This window comes from Nocardia sp. NPDC001965, from assembly GCF_053594175.1.
This window is the reverse complement of record NZ_JBSFDZ010000003.1, coordinates 37,844-53,717: the sequence shown is the minus strand read 5'-3', so window position 1 is coordinate 53,717 and position 15,874 is coordinate 37,844. Positions and strand designations below refer to the sequence as shown.

Annotated in this window: 16 protein-coding genes; 11 read left to right on the top strand and 5 right to left on the bottom strand. The window is 69.0% G+C overall.

Going from position 1 to position 15,874, the window contains the following annotated elements:
• Positions 1-12: 12 nt before the first annotated feature.
• Entirely contained in the window at positions 13-3,645 is a 3,633-nt protein-coding gene (cobN, locus tag ACWCPQ_RS06770) for a cobaltochelatase subunit CobN (RefSeq protein ID WP_449895618.1), read from the bottom strand.
• A gap of 226 nt (positions 3,646-3,871) precedes the next feature.
• On the opposite strand from cobN, the gene ACWCPQ_RS06765 reads away from it, so the two are divergent.
• Together ACWCPQ_RS06765 and cobG are read left to right on the top strand one after the other, a co-directional pair.
• On the top strand, positions 3,872-4,273 hold the full coding sequence (locus tag ACWCPQ_RS06765; RefSeq protein WP_449895616.1) for a PaaI family thioesterase: 402 nt from the start codon (positions 3,872-3,874) through the stop codon (positions 4,271-4,273).
• Positions 4,274-4,310: 37 nt separating this feature from the next.
• Positions 4,311-5,495, top strand: a complete 1,185-nt coding sequence (gene cobG, locus ACWCPQ_RS06760; RefSeq protein ID WP_449895614.1) for a precorrin-3B synthase — start codon at positions 4,311-4,313, stop codon at positions 5,493-5,495.
• A 43-nt stretch (positions 5,496-5,538) separates the two neighbouring features.
• Here the strand turns inward: cobG and ACWCPQ_RS06755 are convergent, their stop codons facing one another.
• Positions 5,539-5,847: a hypothetical protein gene (locus ACWCPQ_RS06755; protein WP_449895612.1), complete on the bottom strand. Its 309-nt coding sequence runs from the start codon at positions 5,845-5,847 to the stop codon at positions 5,539-5,541.
• A gap of 211 nt (positions 5,848-6,058) precedes the next feature.
• Entirely contained in the window at positions 6,059-6,910 is an 852-nt protein-coding gene (locus ACWCPQ_RS06750; RefSeq protein ID WP_449895610.1) for an oxygenase MpaB family protein, read from the bottom strand.
• Between the two features lie 225 nt (positions 6,911-7,135).
• On the opposite strand from ACWCPQ_RS06750, the gene ACWCPQ_RS06745 reads away from it, so the two are divergent.
• Together ACWCPQ_RS06745 and ACWCPQ_RS06740 are read left to right on the top strand one after the other, a co-directional pair.
• Entirely contained in the window at positions 7,136-8,263 is a 1,128-nt protein-coding gene (locus ACWCPQ_RS06745) for an NDMA-dependent alcohol dehydrogenase (protein WP_449895608.1), read from the top strand.
• Positions 8,264-8,284: 21 nt separating this feature from the next.
• A complete protein-coding gene (locus ACWCPQ_RS06740; protein WP_449895606.1) occupies positions 8,285-9,352 on the top strand; it encodes an NAD(P)H-dependent amine dehydrogenase family protein in 1,068 nt (355 codons plus the stop codon).
• Between the two features lie 9 nt (positions 9,353-9,361).
• Here ACWCPQ_RS06740 and ACWCPQ_RS06735 read toward each other — a convergent pair whose 3' ends face one another.
• A complete protein-coding gene (locus tag ACWCPQ_RS06735) occupies positions 9,362-9,787 on the bottom strand; it encodes a nitroreductase family deazaflavin-dependent oxidoreductase (RefSeq protein WP_449895604.1) in 426 nt (141 codons plus the stop codon).
• Positions 9,788-9,962: 175 nt separating this feature from the next.
• Here ACWCPQ_RS06735 and ACWCPQ_RS06730 point away from each other — a divergent pair, with 175 nt between their 5' ends.
• Both ACWCPQ_RS06730 and ACWCPQ_RS06725 read left to right on the top strand, forming a co-directional pair.
• Positions 9,963-10,118 carry a hypothetical protein gene (locus ACWCPQ_RS06730; RefSeq protein WP_449895603.1) on the top strand — a complete coding sequence of 52 codons (156 nt, stop codon included), beginning with the start codon at positions 9,963-9,965 and terminating at the stop codon, positions 10,116-10,118.
• A gap of 17 nt (positions 10,119-10,135) precedes the next feature.
• Positions 10,136-10,360 (top strand): hypothetical protein, encoded by a 225-nt coding sequence (locus tag ACWCPQ_RS06725; protein WP_449895602.1) that lies wholly within the window; start codon positions 10,136-10,138, stop codon positions 10,358-10,360.
• A 27-nt stretch (positions 10,361-10,387) separates the two neighbouring features.
• Here ACWCPQ_RS06725 and ACWCPQ_RS06720 read toward each other — a convergent pair whose 3' ends face one another.
• Positions 10,388-10,954, bottom strand: coding sequence for a lipocalin family protein (locus tag ACWCPQ_RS06720; RefSeq protein ID WP_449896218.1), 567 nt, complete (start codon positions 10,952-10,954; stop codon positions 10,388-10,390).
• 139 nt (positions 10,955-11,093) lie between these two features.
• Here ACWCPQ_RS06720 and ACWCPQ_RS06715 point away from each other — a divergent pair, with 139 nt between their 5' ends.
• The 5 genes from ACWCPQ_RS06715 to ACWCPQ_RS06695 all read left to right on the top strand — a co-directional run bounded on the left by ACWCPQ_RS06715 (position 11,094) and on the right by ACWCPQ_RS06695 (position 15,873).
• Positions 11,094-11,459, top strand: a complete 366-nt coding sequence (locus ACWCPQ_RS06715) for a hypothetical protein (RefSeq protein ID WP_449895600.1) — start codon at positions 11,094-11,096, stop codon at positions 11,457-11,459.
• 78 nt (positions 11,460-11,537) lie between these two features.
• Positions 11,538-12,380 (top strand): MerR family transcriptional regulator, encoded by an 843-nt coding sequence (locus ACWCPQ_RS06710; protein WP_449895598.1) that lies wholly within the window; start codon positions 11,538-11,540, stop codon positions 12,378-12,380.
• Positions 12,381-12,557: 177 nt separating this feature from the next.
• Positions 12,558-13,883, top strand: coding sequence for an NAD(P)/FAD-dependent oxidoreductase (locus tag ACWCPQ_RS06705; protein ID WP_449895596.1), 1,326 nt, complete (start codon positions 12,558-12,560; stop codon positions 13,881-13,883).
• On the top strand, positions 13,880-14,602 hold the full coding sequence (locus ACWCPQ_RS06700) for a DUF1365 domain-containing protein (protein ID WP_449895594.1): 723 nt from the start codon (positions 13,880-13,882) through the stop codon (positions 14,600-14,602). The genes ACWCPQ_RS06705 and ACWCPQ_RS06700 overlap by 4 nt, the downstream gene beginning before the upstream one ends.
• On the top strand, positions 14,599-15,873 hold the full coding sequence (locus tag ACWCPQ_RS06695) for a class I SAM-dependent methyltransferase (protein ID WP_449895592.1): 1,275 nt from the start codon (positions 14,599-14,601) through the stop codon (positions 15,871-15,873). The genes ACWCPQ_RS06700 and ACWCPQ_RS06695 overlap by 4 nt, the downstream gene beginning before the upstream one ends.
• Position 15,874 lies beyond the last annotated feature (1 nt).

Sequence of the window (15,874 nt, the reverse complement as noted above, 5' to 3'; positions counted from 1 at the left end):
CTGCCCGGCCGGCTACTCCAGTTCGCCTTCGGTCTCCAGATACACCTGACGCAACCGGTCCAGGGTCTCCTGTTCCGGGCTCGCCCACAGTCGGCGTTCCGCCGCCTCGAGCAGCCGTTCGGCGATACCGTGCAGCGCCCACGGGTTGGATTGCTCCATGAACTTGCGGTTCGTCTCGTCGAAGACGTAACTCTCGGCGAGCTTCTCGTACATCCAGTCGGCGATCACATCGGTGGTCGCGTCGTAGCCGAACAGGTAGTCGACGGTGGCCGCCATCTCGAAGGCACCCTTGTAACCGTGCCGGCGCATGGCCTCGAGCCAGCGCGGATTGACCACCCGGGCCCGGAACACCCGGGTCGTCTCCTCCGACAGTGTTCGGGTACGCACCGCGTCCGGCCGGGTGCTGTCACCGATATAGGCCTCCGGATTCTTCCCGGTCAGCGCGCGCACCGTGGCGACCATGCCGCCGTGGTACTGGAAGTAGTCGTCGGAGTCGGCGATATCGTGCTCGCGGGTATCGGTGTTCTTGGCGGCTACCGCGATCCGCCGATATGCGCTGCGCATATCGTCGGCCGCCGGGGCTCCGTCGAGATCGCGCCCGTAGGCGTAGCCACCCCAGGTCGTGTAGACCTGCGCGAGATCGTCGTCGGTACGCCAGCTCTTGGAATCGATCAGTTGGAGCAGGCCCGCACCGTAGGTACCCGGTTTCGACCCGAAGATACGGGTGGTGGCCCGGCGTTCGTCACCGTGCTCGGCGAGATCGGCGCGGGTGTGGGCGCGGACATAGTTCGACTCCGCGGGCTCGTCCAGCTCGGCGACGAGCCGGACCGCATCGTCGAGCAGGGCCAGCACATGTGGGAACGCGTCGCGGAAGAAACCGCTGATCCGCACCGTCACGTCCACCCGCGGCCGGCCCAGCTCCGCGAGGTCGATCACCTCGAGGGTGGTGACCCGCCGGCTGGCCTCGTCCCAGACCGGGCGCACACCCAGCAACGCCAATACCTCGGCGATATCGTCGCCCGAGGTGCGCATGGCCGACGTACCCCAGACCGAGAGGCCCACGGAGCGTGGGTATTCGCCGTGATCGGCGCGGTACCGCTCGAGCAGCGATTCCGCCATTGCCTGGCCGGTTTCCCAGGCCAGCCGGGACGGGACAGCCTTCGGGTCGACGGAGTAGAAGTTACGCCCGGTCGGCAGCACATTGATCAGGCCGCGCAGCGGCGATCCGCTGGGACCCGCGGGGACGAAACCGCCGTTGAGAGCATGCAATACCCGATCGATCTCGACTCCGGTCCCGCGCAGTCGTGGCACCACCTCGGTCGCGGCGAAACGCAGCACCGCGGCGACGGCTCCACGATCGGCGCCGGCGGTATCGAACAGTTCGGCCGCGTGCGCCTCGACGAGGCCGTCCACCGCCGCGGGCGCCCAGTCGGCCGCCTGCAACGCGACGACGAGTTCCCGGGCCCGCGCTTCGACCGTATCGACCCGCTCCCGCACCTCGTCGCCGGATTCGCTGAGTCCCAGTGCTTCCCGCAGACCCGGTACCGATACCTCCCCGCCCCACAGTTGCCGCGCCCGCAACATGGCCAGGACCAGGTCCACCTCGCCGTCACCGGCCGGTGCGCGGCCGAGAATGTGCAGACCGTCGCGGATCTGGACATCCTTGATCTCGCACAGCCAGCCGTCGACGTGCAGCAGCATATCGTCGAAGGTTTCCTCGTCCGGGCGTTCGGCCAGCCCCAGATCGTGGTCCATCTTCGCGGCCCGCATGAGCGTCCAGATCTGCTGCCGGATCGCGGGCAGTTTCGCCGGATCCAGCGCGGATATATTGGCGTGCTCGTCGAGCAACTGTTCGAGCCGGGAGATATCGCCGTAGCTCTCGGCGCGCGCCATCGGCGGGATCAGATGGTCCACCAGGGTCGCGTGCGCGCGGCGTTTGGCCTGCGTGCCCTCCCCCGGGTCGTTCACCAGGAACGGGTAGACCAGCGGCAGATCGCCCAGGGCGGCATCCGTACCGCACGCGGCGGACATGCCCAGAGTCTTACCCGGCAGCCATTCCAGGTTGCCGTGCTTGCCCAGATGCACCATCGCGTCGGCACCGAATCCGCCCGCCGCCGGATCGGTGGCGAGCCACCGGTAGGCGGCCAGATAGTGGTGGCTGGGCGGGAGATCGGGGTCGTGGTAGATGGCGACCGGGTTCTCTCCGAAACCGCGTGGCGGCTGCACCATCAGCACCACATTGCCGAATCGCAGTGCGGCGATCACGATTTCCCCGCGCGGGTCGGCGGACCGGTCGACGTACAGTTCACCCGGTGGCGGCCCCCAGGCCTCGACGACCGCGGTGCGCAGTTCCTCGGGGAGGGTATCGAACCAGGCGGTGTACACATCGGCGCCGATCCGCACGGGATTGCCCTCGAGCTGTTCGGCGGTGAGCCAGTCGGGGTCCTGGCCGCCGGCCGCGATGAGGGCGTGCATCAGCGCGTCGCCGTTCCGCTCCTCGAGACCCGGGACCTCGCCCACGGCGCCGAGATCGTATCCGGCGGTGCGTAGTTCGTGGAGCAGCGCGATGGCGCTGGCCGGGGTGTCGAGTCCCACGGCATTGCCGATCCGGGCATGTTTGGTCGGATAGGCCGACAGCATGAGCGCCAGCCGTTTGCGGTCCGCGGGGATATGCCGCAACCGGGCGTGCCGCACCGCGATCCCGGCGACCCGGGCGGCGCGTTCGGGATCCGGGACGTAGGTGGACAGCCCGTCGGAGTCGAATTCCTTGAAAGAGAAGGGGACCGTGATGAGGCGCCCGTCGAATTCCGGTACCGCGACCTGGGTCGCCACATCCAGCGGGGACAGTCCGTCGTCGTTGGCCGCCCACTGGGCGCGACCGCTGGTCAGGCACAGGCCCTGCAGGATCGGCACATCCAGTTCGGCCAGGGCGCCGATATCCCATGCCTCGTCGTCGCCGCCCGCCGAGGCGAGTGCCGGTTTGCTGCCACCGGCGGCCAGTACGGTGACCACCAGGGCGTCGGCCTGCCGGAGCGTGGCCAGCAGTTCGGGTTCGGCGGTCCGCAGCGACGCGCAGTAGACGGGCACCGGTACCGCCCCGGCGTCTTCGATCGCACCGCACAGCGCGTCGATATAGCCCGTGTTCCCGGCCAGATGCTGAGCCCGGTAGTAGACGACGCCGACGGTCGGTTTCCCGGCCACCGGTGCGGGGTGCCGGGCGGCACGTTCGAGCCGGCCCCAGCTCGGCAGCTGCACCGGCGGTTCGAATCCGTGCCCGGTGAGCAGGACCGTATCGGACAGGAAGTTGTGCAGCTGCCGCAGATTCTGCGGACCGCCGGCCGCCAGATAGTTGTGCGCGTCCGACGCCACCCCGACCGGGACGGTCGAACATTCCATGAGTTCGGCGTCGGGGGCCATCTCACCGCCGACCGCCACCACCGGCACACCACTGGCCCGGACCGCGGCCAGACCGTCCTCCCAGGCACGCTTACCGCCGAGAATTCGCACGATCACCAGATCGGCGTCCGCGAGCAGGCCGGGGAGATCGTCCACCAGCAACCGGGCCGGATTACCCCACCGGTAGTCGGCGCCGCTGGCGCGCGCGCTCAGCAGATCGGTATCGGAGGTGGACAGCAGCAGAATCACAGCGGGGACCTTCCTGGGGTGACGCGCCCGTGGGGGTTGTGTGCTCGCCGGAGAGGGTCTGGCTGTGTCAGTGGCGCGACCGCACCGGAGTTCCACCGGTTTCCTCGTCACCCGTCGAGCCTTCGGATGCTACCGCGACCGACAGAACCCTCCGTCACCACACCGGCGGGCAGGCCCCGCCGGAGGGCCCTTGCCGACTCGTTCCGTTCGGGGTTGGCTTCCTGCCATGACCGACGATTCGGGTACCCAGCTGTTCCACCAGTCCATGCCCTTCACCGAACGCCTCGGTGTGGAGGTCCTCGAACACGGTCCCGAGCTGGTGCGCAGCCGCATAGCCTGGGACGAGACACTGTGCACACTGGGCGGTGCGCTGCACGGCGGAGTGCTGATGGCGCTGGCCGATTCGACCGCGGCGGTCTGCGCGTTCCTCAATCTGCCCGAAGGCGCCCAGGCGACCACCACAGTCGAATCGAAGACGAACTTCCTGCGCGCCGTGCGGTCCGGCCATGCCGAGGCGTCGTCCCGGCCGCTGCACGCCGGGCGTTCGTTCGTCGTGGTCGAGACCGAGGTGCGCGACGATACGGGCAAGCTGGTCGCGAAGGTGACGCAGACCCAGGCGGTGCGCTGAATCCGGCTCGCTCCGGCGCCCGTAAGCTGGTCGGATCATGGCTCGTACCGATCCCGATTCCTGCCCCGGTGTCCTACGCCTGCACGAGGCCGCCGACGGCCCGCTGGCCCGGATCCGGGTGCCGGGGGGGACGCTCACGCCGGAGCAGTTGCAGACGCTGGCGGCGGCCGCCGGCGAGCTCGGGGACGGGAACATCGAACTGACCTCCCGTGGCAACGTGCAGCTGCGCGGGGTCCGGGACGCGGACGCGCTCGCCGAACGGCTGGCCGCCGCCGGATTGTTGCCGAGCCGGACCCATGATCGGGTCCGCAATATCATCGCCTCGCCCCTGTCCGGGCGGGTCGGTGCGCACCCCGATATCCGGCCGCTGGTCGCCGCTCTCGACGCCGGGCTGCTCGCCTCGCCCCGGCTGGCCGAGCTCTCCGGCCGGGTTCTGTTCACCCTCGACGACGGCCGGGGCGATGTGACCCCGCTGCGCCCGGATATCGGTCTGCACGCTCTCACCGGCGACCGCTGCGCGCTGTTGCTCGCCGGCGCGGACAGTGGGATCCGGATCGCCACCGCCGACGCCACCGAGGTGCTGCTGGCGGCAGCACACGGATTCCTCGAGCTGGCCGAGGGCCGGTGGCGCCTGCACGAGATCGAGAACGGTGCCGCCCGGCTGACGACGCTGCTGGGCCTCGCCCCCGGCCCGCACCGGCTGGACTTCGCGGACCCGGCCGACCTCCCGATCGGCTGGCTACCCCAGTACGACGGCCTGGTCGCGCTCGGCGCCGGAGTCCGGCTGGGGTCGTTACCCGCCCGCACCGCCGAATTCCTGGCAGCTGTCGAACGGCCCGTACTGCTCACGCCGTGGCGCGGCGTGATCGTCACCGATCTCGAGGAGTGGCCGGCCGAACAGGTCGTGCGGGTGCTGGCGCCGATGGGCCTGATCTTCGACGCCGCGTCACCGTGGCTGCGCGTCACCGCCTGCGCGGGGTTGCCGGGCTGCGCCAGATCGCATACCGATGTCCGTGCCGACGCGGCGGCCGCCGTCGAATCCGGCCGGACGGATCTCCCCGCTCCCGCGATTCCGGAAGGTCCGGTCCCCGCCGAAGCGATCGCCACGGCGGGGCGGCAGCACTGGTCGGGTTGTGACCGCCGCTGCGGCCGACCCGCCGCGGCGGTCACCGAGGTCACCGCCGGTCCCGAGGGTTACCGGGTGCGGCCGCCGCGCACCTGAGCCGCTGTACCGCGGAGTGCCGGGGGCTGCCCGGCGGCCGTTCCTACTGTTGTTGCGAGGTCGAGGGCTTTTCGATGGGCCGCGAACGACGGTCCCCGTCGTCCTGTTTGCCGTGGCTGGCCACCAGGAGCACGACGATCAAAAGTCCCATCACCGCGGCGACGGCCAGTGCCGCCGACGGTTTGCGCAGTTGTTCGGTTTCCTCGCGCACCGACATCTCCTCCGGCAACAGGGGTACGGATGCGGCGGTGTGATGCTCGGGTAGCGCTCCGGCTGCCGGGCATCGGTTCGGCCGATTCGAATCCTCGGTGGCGAACGACGAACTGCCTTGGCGGGCCTGAACTGTGAGCATGCGGAAATCGTATCGGCGTCCGAACGCTGAACATTCGGAAACTTCCCGGTAATGGGGAATTTACTTCGGATCGATACTGTAGTGGCCCCCGTCACGTATGCACTGGTCAGCGGCTCGGAGCCGGGATCAGCAGGCCCACAAGGCAAATCGAGCCGATGTGACGTGCGGTACGCTGTTCGGCCCTGCCCCGGCCTGTGTCCAAAGCCATAGATCAGCCGGCCCGCACCCGCCGGACACCCGCATACGCGCGCGGGGCATATCGCAGCCGGTCGGGCAGCAACGGCCAGACCGTGCGCACCGCCACCGCGAAGGCCCCGAACACCTTCTGATCGACCGCCGTCCAGCGCAGGCCCAGGATCTCCCGGGCCCGTCCGGGCATGAGCGCGTTCGCGAGCCAGACATTGAACGCCATCACCGGCCGCCAGATCACCGACCACATCGGTTCGGGAATCCCGGGCAACGCGGGGATGCGGACACTACCGAGGCGGAGCGCGAAATCGGTGGTCGGATTGGCTTCCAGCACTTCGTCGATGGTGCGGTTCCAGTACTCCTCGAACTCCGCGTAGTTCGCGACGAGCACTCGATCGGACAGTCCGTACATCCGCCACCAGGTGACACCCTCGGCGATCAGCTGATCCTTCTCGGGTCCGGTGAGCGGGGTGCCGAAATGTTCATTGAGCGCGACGGTGAGTTCGACGAAGGTCGCGTGGGTCCACCAGTACACATCGGGATTCAGCGCGTGATACCGCTGACCGCGGGAATCCGTGCCCTTCAAGGGGCGGTGGTAGTCCCGCACCCGGGCCGCCTGCGCCTCGTTGTCGGCGTCGTAGATCATGCCCTGGATCTGCGGTAGCGACCGGATGAGACGGTCCCACGGATCCTGGAAGAAGTTCGAATGATCCTGCAGGGCGGCCCCCACCGCCGGATGCATGTTCTGCAGGATCCCGGTGCGGCCGAGGAACAGCATGTTCCGCAGATCTCCGGCGTACTCCCAGGTCAGCGACCCGGGCCCGATCGGCGCCCCTACTGGACGGGCTGCGGCGGCGATATCCGGAGCACCCACGATCCGACCTCCTCGTCGAACGATTCGAAACACTGAGACGAATACTAGATCATCGTCTCAACATCTCGCCCAGCAGAGGGTCGCAAGAGTTCGACGGGGGATTTCGGGATACTCGCCGCCATGGTGTCGTATCGTCGTCTGGACTGATGTCCATACACTTGTGCATACAGCCGGGACCGACACTCGCGCGGACCCGGAGCCGGTAGGAGAAAGCAGGTTCGACCGATGAAGACCAAAGGCGCTCTCATCTGGGAATTCGACCAGCCGTGGCAGATCGAGGAGATCGAGATCGGCGACCCTCGTAAACACGAGGTGAAGGTCCAGCTGGAAGCGGCCGGGATGTGCCATTCCGACCACCACCTGGTGACCGGCGGAATCCCGATGATGGGATTCCCGGTACTCGGCGGCCACGAAGGCGCCGGCATCGTGACCGAGGTCGGCGAAGGCGTGGAAGACCTCGTGGTCGGCGACCACGTCGTCCTGTCGTTCATCCCGTCGTGCGGGAAATGCAGATCCTGTCAGGCGGGCCTGCGCAACCTCTGCGACCTCGGCGCGCTCCTGCTGGCGGGCACCTCGGTCACCGATGGATCGTTCCGGATCCAGGCCCGCGGCCGGGACGTCTACCCGATGGCCCTGCTGGGCACCTTCTCCCCGTACATGGTGGTGCACGAGAGCTCGGTGGTGAAGATCGACCCGTCGATCCCGTTCGAGGTGGCCTGCCTGGTCGGCTGTGGTGTCACCACCGGCTACGGATCGGCCGTACGCACCGCGGACATCCGGCCGGGCGAGGATGTCGCCGTCATCGGCCTGGGCGGAGTCGGTATCTCCGCCTTGCAGGGGGCCGTCCACGCGGGCGCCCGCTACATCTTCGCGGTCGACCCCGTGCCGTGGAAACGCGAGCAGGCCCTGAAATTCGGCGCCACCCACGCCTACGCGACCATCGAGGAGGCGACTGCCGGCTGCGCGGAGATCACCTGGGGCGGGATGGCCAAGAAGGTGATCGTGACCGTCGGCGAGGTCCACGGCGAGGACGTCGACAGCTGGATGGGTATCACGGCCAAGGCCGGTACCTGCGTGCTGACCGCCATGGGCAACCTGACCGAGAACAAGACCACCCTGAACCTGGCCATGCTCTCACTACTGCAGAAGAACCTGCAGGGCACCATCTTCGGGGGCGGGAACCCGCACTACGACATCCCGCACCTGCTGTCGATGTACCAGGTCGGCAAGTTGAATCTCGACGATATGGTCACCCGGCAGTACCGGCTCGAGGACATCAACGACGGCTACCAGGACATGCTCGCAGGCCGCAATATCCGCGGCATCATCCGCTACACCGACGCGGACCGCTGATCCGGCCGGCGAGGAGAACGAATGAGTTACCGGGTAGTCCAGTGGGCCACCGGATCGGTCGGCCGAGCTGCACTGGAATGCATCATCGATCATCCCGAGCTGCAACTGGTGGGCTGCTGGGTCCATTCGCCCGACAAGAGCGGGCGCGATGTGGGCGAGCTCCTCGGCCGGCCGCCGCTCGGGGTGACGACCACCGACAGCCTCGACGCGATCCTCGCGCTAGCCGCCGACGCGGTGGTCTACGCGCCGCTGCTGCCGCGCCCGGACGACGTGGCGGCCCTGCTGCGGTCCGGAAAGAATGTGGTGACACCGGTCGGCTGGTTCTACCCCACCGACGAACAGGCCGAACCGGTCCGGCAGGCCTGCTTCGAGGGCGGGACCACCCTGCACGGCACCGGGATCGACCCCGGCGGAGTCACGGAGGTGTTCCCGCTGCTGCTGTCCGCGATGTCCGCGGCGGTCACTTTCGTCCGGGGTGAGGAATTCTCCGATATCCGCACCTACGGCGCGCCCGATGTGGTCCGCCACATCATGCGGTTCGGCGCCACTCCGGCCGACGCGGCTGCGGGACCGATGACCCGGCTGCTCGACGCCGGGTTCCGGCAATCGGTGCGGATGATCCTGGACACCTTGGGATTCACCGGTTCCCCGGAGATCCGGACCAGGCACGAGACGGCCGTCGCGACCGCGCCGATCGACTCGCCCATCGGCGTCATCGAACCCGGACAGGTCGCCGGTCAGCGCTTCCACTGGGAGGCGGTGGCCGGCGGCGAGACCGTCGTCCGGATCGGGGTCAACTGGCTGATGGGCCAGCAGCATCTCGACCCACCCTGGACCCTCGGCGCGGAAGGCGAACGTTTCGAGATCGAGATCGACGGCGATCCGGGCACTTTCGTGACAATCCGGGGCTGGCAGCCCGAACCCGGCGATCCGCCGGGAGCCAAGAATCCGGGTATCGCCGCGACGGCGGCACACTGCGTCAATTCGGTGCCGTATGTGTGCGCGGCCGAACCCGGTATCCGGACGTCGGTCGATCTGCCGATGGTGGCCGGCCGGGCCCATCCCAGGTTCACGCAGGGGCCGGCCTGAGCATCGAGATCAGGTGCGGCGCAGCGCCAGGACAGGGATGGTGCGGAACCCGGCCGCCTTCTGCTCGTATTCGGCGAATCCCGGATAGCGGCGGGCCTGTTCGCCGTAGATCCGGTCACGTTCGGCCCCGGCCAGTTCGGCCACGGTGACCTCGTAGGTCTCGGTGCCACGCTCCACCGTGGCCCGGCCGGCGGCGGTGAGATTGTGGTACCAATCGGGATTCGTGGGCGCTCCGGCCTTGCTGGCGAATACGTAGACCAGGTCCTCGGGTGCCCGTTCGTCGGCCATGTACATCATCGGCGTCACCGATTCGCGGCCGGTACGCCGGCCGCGATGATGCACCAGTGCCATCGGCGCACCCTCGAACGGCCCACCGACCCGGCCCTCGTTGGCCCGGAATTCCGCGATGATCCCGTCGTTCCAGTCGTCTGCCATACCCGGCATTATCCAGGGGGACACCAGCGGTACCCGTACCGCTGGTCACGCGGCGGGTCATCGCGACATCCCACGCCCGGACACGATTCCGCCGGCGCGCGGATGTCGGTCCAGGTTTGTAAAAAACGTGCGGCCGTGTCGAACGGACCGGCGTTCCCGAGGGCGGGCGAAGGCGATGATCAGCGACCATCTCGACGAGTTCGGCGGGCTCCCCGTCCACGATTTCCCGCTGCCCTGGCAGGACGAGGAAGCCGGCCCACCACCCGGGGCGGCATCGGTGGCCTGGCGGATCGCGTGGCGCTGGGTTCGGCGCCCGTCGTCGCCCGTTTGACCGGGCTGGACCTCTCGATGGGTGCACTCACCGACGAGGGTGCGCGTGCGCTGCTGGCAGGTCAGCCGCTGACGCACCTACACAGGCTGGACCTGCACCACGACTACCTCAGCGAGGAGATGAGCACTCGGATACGGGATGTGCTGGCGCCCGCCGGGGTCCGGCTCGATCTGGACCCCGGCGGTGCCCGCGAGTACGTGCACAGCGAGGAGGTGCGGCGCTACGTCTCGGTCTCGGAGTGATGGGTCGCCGATCGACGCGTGTGGCGGCTAGCGCAGGCACAGCGGCGCGAGATCGGCGCGGCCGCCGGTGGTGGGCGAAACGAGGTACATACACGTCGACTGCCCGGCCGCCGTGATGGCGGATTTCACCTGATCCCAGGTCGGCGCGTCCAGTGCGGCGGAGCGGGAGAGCACAAAACCGGACAACCGGGTGGGATCGGTGACCAGCGCCCACGAGTAGTCGGGCGCGAGGGCGGTGACGATGTAGTTCGTCGGTCCGTCGAGCATGTCCTGACCCGGCACTCCGGGGAAGCTGACGTGCAACTGCGCACCGGTCACCGGGTCGTTGACCTTCGCGGTACCACGGATCTCGTTCGTCCCGCCAGACCAGGTGGTGCACGAGTTGTGCACAGCGACATTGCCCTGTGGATCGAGGCTGTATTCCGCGCGGGTGTCGCGGGCGCATTCGAGATTGAACGGCTGCGGTACCGCGGCGAGCTGGTTCCAGACACCGAGGTACCTGGTCAGGTCCAGCGACGGTACCGGGGCGGGCCCCGGGGGCAGCGCCGGTTGGGCGATCGCGCCGGCGCCGGAGGCGAGGGCACCGAAGGTCATCAGGGCGGCCGCCAGGCCGGCCGTCCGGCGGACTGCGCGATGTGCTGTCACGGGAAACTCCTCGCGTTCGGCGGTGTGTGAACACTGTAACCCATATAGATGCATAATCGATGCATACCCGGTTAGCTCAGGAGGATCGATGGTAGCTATGGGATTCGCCCGGTTCATGGGAGCGGCCACGGCGTGTTACGGACTCGCCGTGGCCGTTCGACCGGCCCTGCTGTTGCGGCCGTGCGGCTGGGACGACGCCGATCCCGGCCGCCGCGCCCTGGCACGCACCACAGCCTGCCGCGATCTGGCCTCCGGCCTCGGTATGGCATCGGCTCCGTCTCCCGCGGCCCTGCGGGTCGCCACGGCCTGCCGGGTCCTCGCCGATTTCTCCGATGCCGCAGTCCTCGCCGTGGCGCTGCGCGGGCGGCCACAACGCGCCAAGGCCGTCGCGGTGGCCACCGGCTGGGGCCTGCTGTGCGGTGCGGTGGGCCTGACCGCGACGAGGACGCGATGAGCACCGCCCCGCACGACTTCCCACGCCGATCTTGCGGGTCGGCCCGAAACCGCGAATCGGAAGAGGCAGAATAAAACGATGCCCGACGGTTCCGCCCCCGCCACCGACGCGGCCGGCTACACCGTCCGCGCGGTCGCCGACCGCCTCGGCATCCCCACCGCTACCCTGCGCAGCTGGAACCGCCGCTACGAGATCGGCCCGACCGGCCACCGGCCGGGCACCCACCGTCTCTACACCGAAGCCGATATCGCCGCGCTGGACCGGATGCTCGAGCTCATCCGGGGTGGCGCCAGCCCGGCCGGCGCCGCAGCGGCGGTGCGCGAACCGGCCGCGACACCCGGCGACGTGCCCGCGTTGCTGACCGCCGCCTTCGCACTCGACTACCGGTCGGTGACAGCGCAGTTGACCGCGAATCTGCGCGCGAGCGGGGTGGTCGACACCTGGGAGCGGCTGTGCCGCCCCGCCTTCGCCGATATCGTCGACCGCCAGCTCGGCGGCGAGGGCTGCATCGATATCGAACATCTGCTCTCGTGGTGCATCACTTCGGCGCTGCACCGCAACAATCCGCCGGACCGGTTGCGACCCCGGCCCATCGTGCTCGCCTGCACCGGCGGCGAAACACATTCGCTTCCACTCGAGGTGCTGCGGGCCGCGCTCGCCGAACGCGAGGTCGGCGCGCAGATGCTCGGGGCGGATGTACCCACCGCCGCCCTCACCGACACACTGGCCCGGCTGGACCGCCCGGCCGAGGTGGTGCTGTGGTCCCAGCACGAATCGACCGCGCTGACCTCCAGCGTGCGAGCGGGCACCGAGGCAGGGGCCCATGTCTTCGTCGGCGGACCGGGCTGGGACGCGGTCATCCTGCCGGCGGCGGTCGACCGTCTCGCGAGTCTCGCCGAGGCCGTGCAACGGCTCGGCTGAGCCCGAGCGCCCCCGCCACCGTTCACCCCACCCATCCACGGCCGCGGCCGCGGCGAACCACGTCGCGGTCGCACGGTCTGTCCGACCGCGGATTCCCGGCCCGGGTCGCCATCATCCGCGAAACGATGCATACTCGATGCAGAGACGCGACCTGCGGTCGCCCAGCGGAGGAGTGTGATGGTCGAGCAGAGTGGAACGGACCGATCCGTACGGCGGGTCGCCGTGGTCGGCAGTGGCGTGGCCGGGCTCACGGCCGCCTGGGTGCTGTCCGGTTCGGCCCGGGTAACCCTGTACGAGGCCGATGCGCGACTGGGCGGCCACGCCGATACCCACCCGGTCCGAACCGGCACCGACCGTGAGATCGGCGTCGACACCGGCTTCATCGTGCACAACGACCGCACCTACCCCACCCTGCTCCGCTTGTTCGCCGATCTGGGGATCCGCACCCAGGAGACCGATATGAGCATGTCGGTCCGCTGCGACGGCTGCGGCCTGGAATACGCGGGCGCCCGCGGTCTCGGCGGACTCTTCCCCCGCCCCGGCACCCTGACCCGCGGCCGTTACCTCCGATTGCTGGCCGAAGTGCCCCGATTCCATCGGCTCGCCCGTGCCGAACTGGCCGCCGATCCGGCGCAGGAGCTCACCCTCGGCGAATTCGGCCGCCGCGGCCGGTTCTCGGACTACTTCGTCAGCCATTTCCTGACCCCGCTGGTCTCCGCGGTCTGGTCCTGCGATCCGGTGACAGCCCTGCGCTACCCCGCCCGCTACCTGTTCACCTTCCTCGAACACCACGGCATGCTCACCGTTTTCGGTTCACCCACCTGGCGCACCGTGACCGGCGGCTCGGCGACCTATGTCCGCGCCGTCGCCGAACGCCTCGATCGGGTACGCACCGCCACCCCGGTGCGTACGGTGACCCGGCTGGCCGACGGTGTGGCCGTCCGCGACGACAGCGACGAGGTCGGCTTCTTCGACGCGGCGGTGATCGCCACCCATCCCGGGCAGGCGTTGCGGCTGCTGGACGAACCCACCGCGGCCGAACACGCGGTCCTGTCCGCCATGCCCTATTCGGTGAACCGCACCGTGCTGCACACCGACGCGTCGGTGCTGCCCGCGGCCCCCCGGGCGCGTGCCTCCTGGAACTATCGCCTGCCCGGCTGCGATGCGACGCCGGACCGGGTCCTGGTGAGCTACGACCTCACCCGGTTGCACCGGCTCGGCGAATCCGCCGAACCCCGGTTCTTGGTCACTCTCGGCGACGAGGACCGGATCGACCCGGCAGCCGTGCTGGACCGGATGGTCTACGAGCATCCGCAATACACCCCCGATTCCGTGGCCGCGCAGCGGCGGCTGGGCGAGATCGGCAGCGACCGTCTCGCTTTCGCCGGTGCGTACCACGGCTGGGGATTCCACGAGGACGGCGCGCTGTCGGGGCTGCGTGCCGCCGAGCGGCTCGGCGCCCGCTGGCCCGACCGCGCGCTACGGCCCGTATCCACGTCATGACCGCCCGGCTCGCCTTCACGACCATCGACCATGTCCGCCATACACCGGTGCGGCATCGGTTCCGGTATCGCAGCTACAGCTGGCTGGTCGATCTCGACGAGCTACCGCGGCTCCGTCGGCCGCTCCGGCAGCTGGCCCGCTTACGTGCCGCCGACCACCTGGGCGACCCCGACCGCAGCCTGCGCGAGAACATCGACATCTTCCTGGCCGCGCACGGAATCGAGATCCCGGGCGGCCGGATCCTCATGCTGACCAACGCCCGGGTGCTCGGTTTCGTCTTCAATCCGCTCACGCTGTACTGGTGCCGCGACAACGACGGCAGCCCGGTCTGCGTGGTGGCCGAGGTCCACAACACCTACCGCGGCCGGCACCGGTACCTGCTGCGCACCGATGGGCGCGGCCACGCCGACACCGGCAAACAGTTCTATGTATCGCCGTTCAACGATGTATCCGGCCGGTACCGAATGGTGCTGCCGGAGCCCGGCGATCAGCTGCGGCTGTCCATCACGCTGCACCGCGATCGTCCGGTGCTCACCGCCTCGATGACCGGCGTATGCCGGCCCGCGACCACCCGCGCGGTCCTCGCCGCGGCCCTGACCATGCCGCTCGCGCCGCTCGTCGTCGCGGTCCGGATCCGCGTTCAGGGCATCCGCCTCTGGTTGCGCGGCCTGCCTGTCGTTCCCCGCACTGTCTCGCCGATCGAGGAGCCGCCCCGGTGACCACCGAACTGCCGACCACTACCCCACCCGCTGTCCACTGGCCCGATATCGAACGGCTGCCGACGGGCATCCGGGCCACAGTCGCCGCAAGTGTCGCCCGGCGGCTCTTCCGGCGGGCGGTCTCCCGGCTGCCGCTGCGGGTCGAGTATCCGGACGGCACCGTCCTGGGACAGGATCCCGGCGATGCGACGGCGCCCGTGCTCGTGATGCACCGGCCGGACGATTTCGCGGTCCGGCTCGGTGCGGCCGGGCTGATCGGTTTCGGTGAGTCGTATATGGCCGGCGACTGGTCGGCACCGGACCCGGCGGCGGTCCTCACCGTGCTCGCCGCGAACATCGAGAATCTGATCCCGTCCTACCTACAGGCGTTGCGCGGCCTCTACGTCGCGAAACACCCCCGTTCCGAACGCAACACCGAGACCAACAGCCGCGCCAACATCGCGCGTCACTACGACCTGTCCAACGAGTTCTTCGGTCTGCTCCTCGACGAGACGATGACCTATTCGAGCGCGTTGTTCCTTTCCACCACCCCCGCTCCGCGACGGGAGGACCTCACCGACGCCCAGTACCGCAAGATCGATCGCATTCTCGACGCGGCGCGGGTGGGCCCCGGGACCCGGTTGCTCGAGATCGGTACCGGCTGGGGTGCGCTGGCGATACGTGCCGCTCAGCGCGGCGCCCGGGTGCGGTCGGTGACCCTGTCGGCCGAACAGCGCGCCCTGGCGCTGACCCGGATAGAAGCAGCCGGCGCGACCGGCCTCGTCCAGGTGGACCTACTCGATTACCGCCTGGTGGACGGCGAGTACGACGCGGTGGTTTCGGTGGAGATGATAGAAGCTGTCGGATGCGAATATCTCGATATCTACTTTCGATCCATCGAGAAACTCCTCGCGCCCAGGGGCCGGGCGGCACTCCAGGCGATCACCATGCCCGACCATCGCATGCGCGCCACCCGCAATACCTACACCTGGATCCAGAAATACATCTTCCCCGGCGGATTTCTGCCCTCCACCCGGCTGATCGCCGATACCGTCGCGCGCGGCACCGGCCTGCGGGTCACCGAGCGGTTCTCGATGGGCGAACACTACGCGCACACCGTGCGTCTGTGGCAGGAGCATTTCGATGGGTACACCGAACAGGTGAGCGCGCTCGGCTTCGACCCCGTGTTCCAGCGGATGTGGCGGTTCTACCTGGCCTACGCCGCGGCCGGGTTCCGCAGTGGTTATCTCGATGTCGAGCAGTTCGTGCTGACGAGAAGAGACGAGGTGTGAT